Genomic DNA, 13,733 nt, shown 5'->3' with positions numbered 1-13,733 from the left:
GCCGCAACGATCTCCGGTGCTGGGCGGCACCGATGGCAGAGTTGTAGTGACACGGATTGTTCCCAGATCAAGGCAAAGCTTGGAGCATAACGGAGTCAAGGGTTCAGGCGTTTTTCAGGGATCTCGTCTGAGCACCAAGCAAAAAGCTCGTTACCTCAACTGTAGCCATCACAATAAAGGCAGGCATGGCCAAGTAGGGTAGCAACTGGGTCCACCCAACCCAAAATGCTATCCCAGGACCGAACGCGGCCCCTGTGTAGTACACTTCTCCGCCAGCATAAGGGATTGCGGGTGTCAACTCAGCGTACACGAGCGCTATCGGGATCAGCAAGATTGCGCAGACGACAAAAGCCAGCGCTATCGAGGGACCTGTAACACCAATCCACCAGTGCTCCACGTTAACCCAGATACCCACTGTGAGCCCGAGTGCCATAAACAGGACCAGGACAGGGTTTAACGATTTCTCCAGCTTCCGCTCCATGGGGCAACTTGACTCCCTTCTTTGTCCTCTTGGGGACTTCCACGCGGGTTCTCAAGACCGTTTTAGGCTCCCTACGGGAGCTTCCTGAAGGCAACAACCACTTCGGATTCCAGCGCACATTCTTCGATCGCTTCTCGCGTAGGTACGCCCTCCCGATCCCAGCCCATGAGAACGTAATAGCGATCCAGCATCTCCTCAAAGGTTGCCCTGGGAACCACAACACCGTCGGCAGGACCCCCTCTGACTGGGTGCTCGAACACTCGCACAGGAAGCGTGTCCTCCCTACGACGGAAGCCCTCCCTCACGTTGAAGAGCCTGCCCAGGAGCCAGATCCGCTTGCCAGCCCGCACGATGTCGGTCGCCCCTGTCAGCGACCAGCCGGTAGCCAGCGACAGCAGTTCCGCCAGGATCTCAGGCGACATCGAGCAACTGTCGCAGACCCCAACCGACCACTTGGCCGCGTTCTTCCACTGCAGGTCAGCGACGAGTTCGGGTTTGCCTTCGCCGGTGAACGGATCCATGCCGGCCATCGCCTCCTGCGCAATTGCCCAGGCCCGCAGGTGGTCGGCCCCCCGATCAGCGGTCGCGTACGCCAAAGCCATGGCCCAGGAACCTCTCGGGTCGTATGCCGGCATCTCCAAACCTTTCACGTGCATCGCAAAATCGTATCCCCCGAAGTTCTCTCCCAGGTACCGCACTCCCTGGCCGAGAAGCTCTCCCACCCCCCTTCGCAGCGCGATGTCCTCGACCGCCTTCAGGTAGGCTTGCGTGTCGCCGAACCTCAGCCCGTAATCGCGTACCCCCCTTTCTGTGGACTCCATAGCAAAACCTAGGACGTTCCCGGTCGAGATGGTGTCGAGACCCAAATCGTCACACATCTTGTTGAAACGTACGATAGCACCGAAATCGGAAATACCGCAGTTCGACCCGCCCATGGCCAGGGTCTCGTACTCTGGGCCTTCCACACGCCACCCACCCACGTCCACGTAGCTGCCGCAGGCGAGGGGACAGCCGAAGCAAGCCCGCCGTTGCTTGAGATGAGCTTTTACCCGGTCTGTGTTGATCTTTTCATGGTCCTCGAAAGTTCCCTCCTGGAAGTTTCGCGTGGGCAGCACCCCAATCGTGTGGCAGAGATCAACCAATACGGGGGTGCCGTCGCTGATCGCCCAGTCGTTATCAGGGCCCAACACCGCCTCCCACACGATCTCCCTTATCCTATCCAGGAACTTCCGGCCATGAGGCACGCGCACCGCCCGAGATCCCCTAACCGCCACGGCCTTCAGGTTCTTGCTGCCGGCCACGGCACCCGCTCCCCCTCGGCCCGCCTGACGGTATACGTCCGCTGTCAGGCAGGCGAAGCGAACCATATTCTCGCCGCCTGGCCCGATGCCAATTACGGAAATGTCCAGCCCTAGCTCACTGCGCAGGGCTGAGTCAGTCTCCCGGGTACCCTTGCCCCACAAATCAGAGGCGGGGCGCACCGTTATGTCCCCGTCGTCGATGAACAGGTACACAGGGTGGGGCGCCTTCCCCCGCACCGCAAGAAAATCGTATCCTGCATACTTAAGCTGGGCCGCGAACCCACCGCCCACGGAGCAATCCAATATGGTACCTGTGGCCGGGGATTTCGACCCCACGGTCAGCTTGCCCGAACAAGGGGCAATAGTCCCGGTAAGAGGACTTGCCGCCAAAACGAGCTGGTTATCGGGGCCGAGTGGATCTACCGAAGGGGGGAGTTCTCCCGCGAGGTACCTGAACACTAGCCCCTTCCCCCCGTAATACTTGCGCACCCATTCGAAGGGAGTATCCCGCACTTGGATGCTGCCGTCCGAAAGGTCTACCACCGCGTACTTTCCGGTATAGGCTATCACTGCGCGCCCACCTCTTCTCCCACCTACCCTGCTACTACCAGTGCCCCAGGTCTGCACCACTGCACACACTGCGGCATGCCAGCATCGCGGCACATGTCACACATGCCCGCCACGCCATCGGTGATGCGCACGACCTGCTGCGGGCATGCCTGCACGCACGCACCGCACCCTGTGCACAGGTCCCGTTGCACCACATAGCCTCCGTTTTCCCTAGATACCGCCCCAGTGGGACACGCATCCACGCACGCGTCACAACCGATGCAAAGGCTCGCACGGACTAGTAACCCGTCATCAACGTACACCGAACGTATGCCAAGATATGCCCGGCCAGGGTCAAATACATCGTGGTGGGTGACGGAACACGCCAGCTCGCACAAGTGGCACCCCACGCATTTGTCCGCCGTGAACCGGAGCAAAATCCGCACCCCCTCGGACTCGCTCACCCTGCGAGACCGGTATACGGCATATCGAGTGCCGCTGCCACCGCCGGATGCGTGACGTCCCCATCTACCACGTTTAGGCCCTTGGCAAGGCCGGGATCGGCAAGCGCCGCCTCGCGCCACCCCAGGTTGGCCAAGCGAACCACATAGGGCAGCGTCACGTTGGTGAGCGCAAAAGTCGACGTGCGGGGCACGGCCCCCGGGATGTTGGGGACGCTGTAGTGCACCACGCCGTACTTCACGAAAGTAGGTTGAGAGTGCGTGGTGATCCGGTCCACCGTGGCCACGCAGCCCCCCTGGTCGATGGCCACGTCCACTATCACCGACCCCGGCCTCATAGCCGCCACCATCTCTTCGCTCACCACCTGGGGGGCCTTTGCCCCGGGAACCAGCACTGCCCCGATCAGCAGGTCGGCTTCCCGCAGTGCCACCGCCAGGTCATAGGGGTTCGACATGCGTGTGGTCACCGTGCCGCGGAACAAATCGTCCACGTAACGCAGGCGGGCAGCGTTCACGTCGAAGACACACACGCTCGCCCCCATACCGCGCGCGACCTTGGCGGCATTCGTGCCCACCACCCCACCCCCCACAATGACCACCTGGGCAGGTGGCACGCCGGGCACCCCTCCCAACAGCACTCCCCTTCCCCCCGACCGCTTCTCCAGCAGGCGGGCCCCGATCTGCACCGACATGCGGCCCGCCACCTCACTCATGGGGGCAAGCAGAGGCAGGGACCCGTCGGGGGCCTCCACCGTTTCGTAGGCGATCGCCACCACGCCCCGCTCCACCAGGGCCTCGGCCAGCCTCCTGTCCGCGGCCAGGTGCAGGTAGGTGAACAAAACCTGCCCGGGACGCAGCAGCCGATGCTCCGAGGGCAAGGGCTCCTTGACCTTCACGATGAGGTCCGCCTCGCCGTATACCTCTTCCGGGCCGTAGACGATGCAGGCCCCCGCGGCGGCGTATTCCTCATCGCTGATGCCGGAGCCAGCCCCCGCCTGCGTCTCTACCAGGACCGCATGGCCCCCCCTGGTCAGCGACATGACCCCTGCCGGGGTGAGGCCCACCCGCTGCTCGTCAGCCTTGACCTCCTTCGGAACACCTATGCGCAACGACCCTGTCCCCACCTTTCGGCCAGACCCCTGCGGGCCGTCACACGCAGTTGCCACGCAAGAAACATGCCAGCGACCAGTATAGCCCACCCAAAGAGCCAATTTTGTGTTAAGAAGGCACCTTCTCGGACAATGCGAGCCAGCAGGGAGAAATGCCTTGATGCCACACAGACTCACGTGAGTACGTCGAGACTCAGCGACTGGTCGAGTCACTCTAGCGGCCTAGTCGGTCAAAGCGGCCCAGCTGCTCCGCCCACTGTCTCCTCGCTGAATAGCCAGCTCCCGCTAGGTACCGGCTGGCCGGGCGGGCGGCGTCAGAACCAACGCTCCCTTACTTCCTTCTCCGGGAACCAGCGCTCTATGACCACTTTCCGGTCCGTGAAGAAGTCCAGCACATCCTTGCCCTGGCCGTGCAGGTCGCCGAAGAACGAATCCTTCATCCCGGCGAAGGGATAAAACGCCATCGGCGCCACCACGCCCACGTTTATCCCCACATTCCCGCACTCCACCCGGAAGCGGAACTCCCGCGCCCAGGCACCGTTCTGGGTGTAGATGGTGGCCGCGTTGCCGTAACGGCTGGAGTTAATGAGCTCGATCGCCTCGTCAACAGTCTCCACCCGCTTCAGACAGCGCACGGGACCGAATATCTCCTCGTCGAACACGTACATCCCGGGCTCCGCCTCAAATACCGTCGGACCCAGGAAGTACCCGTTCGGATACCCCTCCACCTTCACGCCCCGCCCATCTAGCAATAGCTTCGCACCCTCACGGATACCCTGCTCTATGGCCGCATGCAGCTTCTGCAACGCCTCCCGCGACACAACGGGCGCGAGGTCCGTGTCCTCGTCCAGCCCGCATCCCACCTTCAGGTTCCTGGCCGCCTCCAGGAACTTCTCCTTCAACCGTTCGTAGATGGGGCCCACCCCCAGCACCACCCCGCCACTCAAGCACCTCTGCCCGCTGTTGCCGAAGCAGGACTCCATGATGTTCGGCATGATGGCGTCCAGGTCGGCATCGGGCATCACCACCAGGAAGTTGTTCGCCCCTCCCTGCGCCTGGCACCGCTTACCGTGCTCGGCGCACATGCGGTATATGGCCTTCGCCCCTTCCGTCGACCCCACGAACGAGATACCCTTCACGTCCGGGTGCTCGATCAGCCACTTCGCCACTTCCCGCCCGCCGTTCACCAGGTTGACCACCCCGGGCGGGAACCCCACCTCTTCTATCAACTCAAACAACCGCTGCTGGGTTATGGGGCACTGCCGGTTCGGTTTGATGATATAGGTGTCCCCCAACGCCACCCCCCAGGGCATGAACCAGAACGGCACCATGCCCGGGAAGTTAAACGGAGGGATCATCGCAAAAACGCCGAGCGGCACCCGGATGCTGTACTCCTCTATCCGCGGCGCGATCTGCTCAGAATAATCACCCATCATCAACGTGGGAATACCGCAGGCTACCTCCACCATCTCAATCAGCCGCCGCATCTCACCGTAGGCAGCCCGGTATTCCTTCCCGTGCTCCAGAGTGATTACCCGGGCCAGCTCCGCCTGCCTCTCCTCCAGGAGATGCTTCAGGCGGAAGAGGTAACGGCACCTCTCCACCGCGGGAGTCGCCCGCCACTCGGGAAACGCCCGCTTGGCCGCCGCCACGCACTCGTCCACTTCTTCTTTGGCGGAAAAGGGTACCAGGGCAAGCACCTCGTCCGTGGCCGGGTTCCTCACCTCCTCCCACACCGAGGAACGGGACTCCACCCACTTGCCCCCGACATAGTTGCGCAGCCGTTCCACTCCTGCCTGTGCCGTGACTTTGACGTCGCTGTGCATACCCGGTCTCCCTCCTGATGACGCTGCTCGTCCATCCTGTCGCGGGCACCGCCCGCCACGTCAGGCAGGCGGCACGCACCGCGTGACAGCCCGCTATGCGCTCCCCGCCAGCCGACAGCACACGCGGCCCAGCCTATCGACCGCTTCTTCCACTTCCTGCTCCCCCACCGTCATGGGCGGGGCAATGCGGAGCACGTTCCCGTATAGCCCGCCCTTGCCCACCAGCACACCTTCCTCGCGGGCACACTCCATGAATCGGTTGGTCAGGTCGGGTGCCGGCGACCTGTCCTCCCCGACCAACTCAACCCCTACCATGAGGCCCTTGCCCCGCACCTCGCCGATGAAACGGTATTGCTCTGCCAGTTTCTGCAACCCTTCGAACAGCAGCCTCCCCACCCCGTCCACGTGCTCCGGTACGGCACCGTCGACGACCACCTCCAGGGTGGCCAGGGCCGCCGTCATACTCACCGGGTTGCCGCCGAAGGTGGATATGCTGTAGTTCGTGCAGGCATCGGCCACCTCGGGCACCGCTATGGTGACCCCTACGGGGGCCCCGTTGGCCAGCCCTTTGGCGAATACCATCACCTCCGGCTCCACGCCCCAGTGCTCGATGCCGAACATGTACTTCCCGGTACGCCCGAAGCCGGTCTGCACCTCGTCGCAGATGAACACGCCCCCGTGCCGGCGCACGATTTCCACCGCCACCCGGAAGTATTCGGGGGGTGGAGTAATGAAACCGCCCACGCCCTGGATGGGCTCGGCGACGAACGCGGCCACCTCACCGGTCGTCGTAGTCCTGATCAGCTCCTCGATGTCCTGGGCACAGGCCACGTCGCAACCGGGGTACGACAGGCCAAAGGCACACCGGTAACAGTACGCGTTGTGCGCGTGCACAACCCCTGGCAAGGCCCCGGCGGTGCGCCAGGTGGCGTTACCGGTAAGCGTAGTCGCCAGCTGGGAACGGCCGTGGTAGCTGTGCCGGAGTGCAATCACTTCCTGGCGACCCGTGTAAAGACGAGCGGCCATAATGGCCGTCTCTATAGCCTCCGTGCCGCTGTTGGTGAAGAAGCACTTCTGTAGCCTGCCCGGGGTGATCTCGGCTAGGCGGCGGGCCAGCTTCAACATGGGTTCGTTCAGGTAGCACGTGGAGGTGTGCATGATTTCCCGAACCTGGCGACACACGGCCTCGGTGACCCGCGGGTGGGCGTGACCTACGCTGGTGGTCAGGATGCCGCCGAAGAAATCCAGGTACTCCTGCCCGGCGGCGTCCCGCACCCGCACCCCCTGGCCGTCCACCAACACCAGGGGCTGGGAGTAATACGTCCTCACATTGGGGAACAGGTACCTCTCCTTGCACTGCGACACTTCCCCCGGATCGACGTGCACCTGAAATCACGACTCCTTTCTCGAACTGGGGTCAGCACGACCAGGCACCTACCTGTCCTGCCCGGTGGGTGCAACGGAGCACCACCTTTCTCGTGCCGGGCGTTCTGTCACGGGACACGCCTTGCCGTCCAGCCACCGGTAGCAATAATTGTGCCAACCCCTCGAAAGGCCCCGGGCAATCGATCCCACCCCCCACATCGGGATCCGGAGCCGCGCAAGGGCACTTCCATCTGCCGGCTGCCGGCATGCTGTGATGCGCAGATGACTCAGCATTTAGCGGGAACGACTTGGTGCCCGGCAGGGAAAGCCAGTGGCAAACGAGAATTATCCGATCAACAGGGGGCGGAGGAATAAGATGGCGCACGGTCCGGGCAGCGACCGATCACCTGGTCCCACACACGGTGATACCTGCGACCTTCGTTCTCTCACTGCGGACCAGTTCGAAAACATCCTCAACGCCATCGAGGACGAGGTATACATCACCGACGGGAGGGGCTACACCATATACGCCAACCGCACGTGCGAGAGGCACTATGGCGTACCCGTCAATCAACTGCTGGGCAAGCACGTGCTGGAGCTGCAAGAACAGGGTGTCTACTGGCCCGCGGTGACCCCGCTGGTGCTGCAGACCAGAAAGCCGGTGACCATTGAGCAGAACACTATGATCGGGCGCAAGCTGGTCATCACCGGGGTCCCCATATTCGACTCTTCCGGCTCCATTAGGATGGTGGTGTGCACATCCCGCGACGTGACCGAACTCGTCCGCCTCCAGCAGGAGATCCAGGCCCAGCGGCAACTGCTGGAACGGTACGCCGCCGAGGCGGCCGAGAAGAACGCCCCGGAGGGGCTGGTCTACAACAGCCGGGCCATGCGCAACGCCGTGGACCTCGCCCGCATAGCCGCCAGCGTGGAAACCACGGTCCTCATTACGGGAGAATCGGGCGTGGGCAAGGACCTCATCGCCCGGGCCATCCACTCCCTTAGCCAGCGCAGGCACCAGCCCTTCGTGAAGATCAACTGCAGCGCCATTCCCGAAAGCCTGCTGGAGTCGGAGTTGTTCGGTTACGCCCCCGGCGCCTTCACAGGCGCCCGGAGAGAAGGAAAACCCGGGCTGCTGGCCGCGGCCGACAAGGGAACCCTGTTTCTGGACGAGGTAGGCGACATGCCCCTGGCCCTGCAACCCAAGATCCTGCAGGTTATCGAGGAGAAACGCTTCTTCCCCGTCGGGAGCAGCCACCAGAAGCACGCGGACGTGAGGATCATAGCGGCCACCAACCAGAACCTGGAGGAACTCATCCGGGAGGGCCGCTTCCGCGAGGACCTCTATTACCGCCTGAATGTGCTCACCATATGGATCCCGCCCTTACGCCAGCGCCGGGAGGACATCCTGCCTCTCATCTACCACTTCCTGAACAAGTGCAACGAGGCATTCGGTTTGCGGCGACAGCTCTCCCAGGGGGCAGTGGAGTGCCTGCTGGCCTATACCTGGCCGGGGAACGTCCGCGAACTGCGGAACGTGATGGAGCGGCTGGTTCTCACCGCCCGCGCGGACGTGATCGAGGAAGCAGACCTTCCCGACAACATCCGGGCTTCCGCGCGCACCGTCGACATCGCCCGCCGGGACTCCATGAGCCTCCGGGATGCCAAGGCACTGCTGGAAGAGGAGATGATCCGTCAGGCGTACGCAACCCTGAAGAGCAGCTACAAAGTGGCACGCGCCCTGGGCATCAGCCAGAGCGCGGCCATCCGCAAGATCAGACAATATGTACTCAAAGAAGCAAACCACAAGACCGAGGGCGTTCACGAACCGACTCATGGGCGGTAGTCATACCTGCGCGTCCCTTTTTAGCGGGCCCCCCGCAGCCACCCTTCCGCCAGTGCCGCCGCACCGGCTGCCCGGCTCATTACGCAAGCAGACCGCGGAGTGCGGGCTGCTGCGACACTGGGCCTGGACTCCGACTTACAACTTGAGCGCGACTCGTGCTCCTTCCTCGACTGCCTCCAAGGCCTTCCGCGGGGAAGCAGCGTCGCCGATAACGTACACCTCGGCCACCTTGCCTTCCAGCTCTTCCCGTAGCGGGTTTACCAACCTTGCACCCGTAGCAAGGACGATCGTGTCGAACCGGTCAACCGCATCTCCCGGCCATCCCTTTTCGCTATTACCCCGTCCTCAACGAACGCCTCCACAACGGCTCCCGTTTCCACCCGCACCCCATAGGCCTTCAGCCTCTGCAAGAGGAAGTGCTTCACTGCGTCCTCAACGTCCACTGGCGATTTCAGGCAACATCTCGATGATGGTCACCCTGTGTCCACGTTCCCCTACGAAGTCGGCAGTCTAGGAGTCCGCACCAAAAGGGTCTGAAACGATGCCTCTAACCCCTGTTTCCAAGGAAAGATCTGGGTCTCACCTGCCGGTGGGAGCACAACGTGCCCCCGCGATGCCCGTAGTTAGCCCTCAATCAGCCCTTCAACCACCCCTTCCTTCCCCGTATCCCCACTCAAGCCGACACTACCCCCTGTGCAAGGAGTTCCCCAGGCTGCCCGTCAAGAGCTGCCAGGAGGAGCTTGATGTCGTGAAGCACCGCCGCCATGATCAGTTGGAACTTCACTTTGATCCGCCCGATGTACCGCGCCTTACCCGCACCATGGCGTTTGAGGTCACAGTTGGTCCGCTCGATGTGCGCGCGTTGCCTGTACTTCTCCCGAAACTCGGGCGTCTTCTGCTCCCTCTTGAGGGCCTGCAGCACTTCCTCGCGGGGGTGCAGCCTCACCTGCCTGCCCAGCTTGCTCGACGTGCACCTGGCTCGCAGGGGACAGGACGCGCACACCTCGGCGGGAAACCTGTACACGGGAATCTTTCGCCCGCGCTCATCTTTGCCCCAGGTGAGCGTCCTCGTCTCCTGCCCCGCCGGGCACCTCACATACCCTTCCTCCACATTGATCTCGAAGTCGTCCTTGCTGAAGTGGCCGTCCCGCCGGGAAGCAGGGGGGACGGGCGCCACCACCCTCACCCCTTTGGCCTCCAGCCTCTCCCGCAACTCGGGGTCACCAAAGGGGCAGTCGCCCAGCAACTCCGGGGAATCGGCACCAACACGCGCCTTGTGCTGGTCGACGAGTTCCTCCGCCTTGCTCGCGTCCCGAGCGTTGGCAGGAGTCTCTTCCACCCCCGTGATCCACTCGCCCTTTTCACCCGTCACTATCACGTGTGCCTTGTACCCGTCGGCCTTGTTGGAAGAGGTCTTGTGCCCGTGCCGCATCTCGGGATCGACGGTGGATATCACCCGGTCCTTCGCCACCCCCTGGCGGATGCGTATCCTGCCCTCGCCATCCTCCTCGATGTCCTGCTCCGCCACCCGCTCCAGGAAGTCGACCGCGTTCTTCAACTCCTCCGGAGCATCACCCTTCTCGCGCACCGCCTTCACCAGCCGGCGGGCATCCTTCACCAAGCTCTCCACCAGGGCTTGCTTTTCGGCCGGGTTCGACCAGTCGATGGTCGGCTTCTTGGGCGAGCCGTAGTCCCTCCGCTCAAGGAGTTGCTCCAATTCCTCCCTGCACTCGTGGAAAGCGGCCACCTTCAGCACCATGGCCACCGCCCGCCTGATCAGGGTGATGGTGTCCTGCCTGGCCGCCGCACCCTCCACCAGGAAGGTGTCCACGATGGCCACCGTCTCCTTCGAGATGAGCCCCCGCTCCTTCCCGAGCGCCACCACTTTGTCAAGCAGCATCTTCGCGCCGTCGGCAGCCATCAGCCGCTGCCTGAAGCGGCACAACGTCACCGCGTCAAGCCCCGGGCCGTTGCGCGACATGCCCAGGGCGTACTTCACCCGGTCGTCGTACAGGGTGGCCTCCTCCAGCTCGCGGTCGGAAAGGTTCTTCTCCAGCTGAATGAGGATGGCCGCGGTAAGCTGGGCGGGGCTCACCGAGGGCCGGCCGATGTCGGAGTAAAGGTGGGCGAACTCCTCGTCTTTCAGGTTGCCCTGCTCCCAGGCCCAGGCGCGAAAACGGGCCCAGAAAGACTTCTTCGGGATGCGGTCCATCCATCCCCAGGTGTCCTCCACATGCCAGTTGGTGTTGACGTAGCCCAGCATACGCACCGCCCACCTTGCCTAGAATCGTTGCTACGGCTGCATTCTATCAAGGTCTGCGGGGATTGTCCAAACATATGTTTCCAGGCGGAGGTTCCCAGAAGTGGGAAACGGACTTACAAGAGGGCCGCCTGAGCTCCCTTAGAGGGGGTTTCGAAGCGGACTCCTAGCACCCCACCATGCCGCCGCCTACGATCAGCACGTTCGCGCCGACTTGCTGATAAACTGAAGAACCTCCAAGGCAGTAACGACCCTGGGACCAGTTACCCCCTTGATGTCCGGAATCAGTGGCTCTCCACCCGTGGCCAGAACAACTGCGTCTCCTGACTAAGAGTGAGTCGGGCAGGACGGAAGTGCGAGAGCGCCAGGCAAGTGCCGCTCTCTCCGCTTCCGGCAGCCGTCCTTCCGTGCGTCCTACCAGGAATCCCCGCCTCGCCCGCCGAACACTGCACCGGGTGATGCACTCGTGGCTTCCATTACCAGAATATACCTCGCAAGGCACGGCCGCACCACGTGGAATCGCGAGGAAATCTTCCGGGGGCAGACCGACATCCCCCTGGACGACCTGGGGCGGCAACAGGCGCGGGCACTGGGCGAAGCCCTGGCCGACGCGGGGATCACCACAGTCGTGTCGAGTCCCCTTTCCCGGGCACTGGAAACTGCCCGCATCGCCTGCGCTTCCCTGGAAGTCGACGACCCGCGGGTCGAGCCCGCTTTGACCGACCTCAACTTCGGCGCCTGGGAAGGGCTGTCCCGCCAGGAGGTGGAGGAGCGCTACCCCGATTTGTACCGGAAGTGGGCCAGCGATCCCGCCGCCGTCACTTTCCCCGGGGGAGAATCGCTGGCCGAGGTGGAGGAGCGGGCCTGGCCGGCTCTCGGGCGCCTGGTGGAATCTCACCCGGCAACGGCGGTCCTCGTGGTCACCCATCGCGTGGTGTGCAAGGTGCTCCTGGCCCGCGCGCTGGGGGCGGGGACGGCAGGATTCTGGCGCATCCGCCAGGATACGGCCTGTCTGAACGCGCTGGAGTGGCGGGGGGAGCGGGTGGAAGTGGTCTTGATGAACGACACCTGCCACCTCCGCCACCTGAAGGCCCCCGACCGCACCGACTTTTGAGCCCCCCTCATATGCTGGACGGGGGGTCTCTTTGTCCCGGCAGCCGCAACCACGCAACTGCGCGCCCGCGGGACCCACACATTATCTTGGCCTGGGCCAGGTTGTCCTGCTGGTGATGGGGGGAACCATCGGAGCCGACCTGTACGTGGCTTCCGCGTTCGGAGCCGACCTGGGGTCATCGGGCCTTTTCGTCTGGGGAGCAGGAGCGGTGATGGCCATGGCCGTGGCCATGGCCTTCGCTACCTGCGCCCTTGTGGTGCCCGGCAACGGGGGGCCCTACCTTTACGCGCGCCGGGCTTTCGGTCCCCTGGCCGGCTTCATGGCGGGCTGGGCGGTGCTGGTTGCCCAGTGGTCGTCCCTGGTGGCCCTGCCCATAGCATTTTCCCGCTACCTGCAGTCGATGATCGCGGCAGCGGCGGCGTGGCCGCCCTGGTGGACGTCACCGGTCAGGGCGGGCTTCCTGCTCCTGGTGGCCCTGGCCATTTACCAGGGCCCCCGGCTGGCTTCCCTGATCACCGACCTGCTCACCGTAGCCAGGCTGCTGCCCCTGCTGGTGGTCGTTGCGGGAGGACTGGCCTGGGCAGCCCTGCACCCGGGACGGGCACTGGCCAACTTACTGCCCCTTCAGCTCCCTCCCTGGGACGCCGCCGGCGCCCTGCTCGTCCCGGTGTTCTGGGCATATGCCGGATTCGAGGTAGGGAGCATCCCCGCTGGGCAGGTTAGGAATCCGCACCGAACCATCCCCCTGGCGCTGATCCTGGGGACGGCAGCGTGCGCCGCCCTTTACCTCCTCGCAAACCTCACGACGCTGCTCGTGCTCTCCCGGACGGAACTTGCGGGGAACACTGCCCCCCTGGTCTCCTGTGCCCGCGGCGTCGCCGCCGGCCTCCTCCCGCGATGGAAACCGGCGGCCGCAGTTGCCGAACTGGTGTTGGGAACCGGAGTCCTGGTCTCCACCCTGGGCACGGCAGCGGCCATAACTTTCGCGGCCACGCACCTACTGGTCGCCATGGCCGCCACCGGACTGTTGCCGCCTGCCCTGGGGCGCCTGCATCCCCGCCGCGGCACGCCCGACGCGGCGCTCGCCACCCTCGTGGCTCCGGCGGTGGCGGCAAGCGCGCTAGCAACCATCTCCTCTGTCGTGGGCACCGCCGTCATCTGCTCTGCCTTCGCTTACCTGGCCACCGCACTGGCCGCCTGGCGCCTGAGTACCTCCCGGCCGGGTAAGGCCGCGGCCGCGGGGGCGGTGGTGGTATGCCTGTTCGTCTTCTGCCTGACCGACCCGGCGGTGCTCGCCGCAGGCGTCTGCCTGTTGGGCCTGGGGGGGCTGGTGTACCTGACCCGGCGCCGCCTTCCCGCTCCCTCCCCCGACCTATGGGTGGAAGCGTTCACAGCCCTGGCCGCGCCCGCCCCACCCTCCC

The 13,733-nt window shown here is 64.0% G+C and carries 11 protein-coding genes; 3 read left to right on the top strand and 8 right to left on the bottom strand.

Annotation, left to right across the window (positions count from 1 at the left end; translation table 11 throughout):
- Positions 1–103: 103 nt before the first annotated feature.
- The 6 genes from AB1446_05140 to AB1446_05115 form a co-directional block, all read right to left on the bottom strand.
- Entirely contained in the window at positions 104–481 is a 378-nt protein-coding gene (locus AB1446_05140; protein MEW6546287.1) for an amino acid permease, read from the bottom strand.
- A 71-nt stretch (positions 482–552) separates the two neighbouring features.
- Positions 553–2,352, bottom strand: coding sequence for an aldehyde ferredoxin oxidoreductase family protein (locus AB1446_05135; GenBank protein ID MEW6546286.1), 1,800 nt, complete (start codon positions 2,350–2,352; stop codon positions 553–555).
- Between the two features lie 23 nt (positions 2,353–2,375).
- The gene (locus AB1446_05130) at positions 2,376–2,741 is read right to left on the bottom strand and encodes a 4Fe-4S dicluster domain-containing protein (GenBank protein ID MEW6546285.1); all 366 of its coding nucleotides are present in this window, start codon (positions 2,739–2,741) and stop codon (positions 2,376–2,378) included.
- Positions 2,742–2,791: 50 nt separating this feature from the next.
- Positions 2,792–3,901 carry an alanine dehydrogenase gene (gene ald, locus AB1446_05125; protein ID MEW6546284.1) on the bottom strand — a complete coding sequence of 370 codons (1,110 nt, stop codon included), beginning with the start codon at positions 3,899–3,901 and terminating at the stop codon, positions 2,792–2,794.
- A 314-nt stretch (positions 3,902–4,215) separates the two neighbouring features.
- Positions 4,216–5,727: a CoA-acylating methylmalonate-semialdehyde dehydrogenase gene (locus tag AB1446_05120; GenBank protein MEW6546283.1), complete on the bottom strand. Its 1,512-nt coding sequence runs from the start codon at positions 5,725–5,727 to the stop codon at positions 4,216–4,218.
- 93 nt (positions 5,728–5,820) lie between these two features.
- A complete protein-coding gene (locus tag AB1446_05115; protein ID MEW6546282.1) occupies positions 5,821–7,113 on the bottom strand; it encodes an aspartate aminotransferase family protein in 1,293 nt (430 codons plus the stop codon).
- Between the two features lie 355 nt (positions 7,114–7,468).
- Between AB1446_05115 and AB1446_05110 the strand changes: the two genes are divergently transcribed.
- Positions 7,469–8,938: a sigma 54-interacting transcriptional regulator gene (locus AB1446_05110; GenBank protein MEW6546281.1), complete on the top strand. Its 1,470-nt coding sequence runs from the start codon at positions 7,469–7,471 to the stop codon at positions 8,936–8,938.
- 135 nt (positions 8,939–9,073) lie between these two features.
- Here the strand turns inward: AB1446_05110 and AB1446_05105 are convergent, their stop codons facing one another.
- Both AB1446_05105 and AB1446_05100 read right to left on the bottom strand, forming a co-directional pair.
- Positions 9,074–9,202 (bottom strand): hypothetical protein, encoded by a 129-nt coding sequence (locus tag AB1446_05105; GenBank protein ID MEW6546280.1) that lies wholly within the window; start codon positions 9,200–9,202, stop codon positions 9,074–9,076.
- Between the two features lie 409 nt (positions 9,203–9,611).
- Positions 9,612–11,201 (bottom strand): IS1182 family transposase, encoded by a 1,590-nt coding sequence (locus AB1446_05100; GenBank protein ID MEW6546279.1) that lies wholly within the window; start codon positions 11,199–11,201, stop codon positions 9,612–9,614.
- A 463-nt stretch (positions 11,202–11,664) separates the two neighbouring features.
- On the opposite strand from AB1446_05100, the gene AB1446_05095 reads away from it, so the two are divergent.
- Together AB1446_05095 and AB1446_05090 are read left to right on the top strand one after the other, a co-directional pair.
- Complete coding sequence (locus AB1446_05095; GenBank protein MEW6546278.1) at positions 11,665–12,312, top strand: histidine phosphatase family protein; 648 nt, start codon at positions 11,665–11,667, stop codon at positions 12,310–12,312.
- A gap of 115 nt (positions 12,313–12,427) precedes the next feature.
- Positions 12,428–13,733: APC family permease (locus tag AB1446_05090; protein MEW6546277.1), on the top strand; the 1,306-nt coding region annotated here is incomplete at its 3' end.

The sequence above is a fragment of the Bacillota bacterium genome, from assembly GCA_040757085.1.
GTDB lineage: Bacteria > Bacillota > Sulfobacillia > JACIYH01 > JACIYH01 > JACIYH01.
Note: the sequence above shows the minus strand (reverse complement) of the source record. Positions and strands in the feature narration are given on the sequence as shown.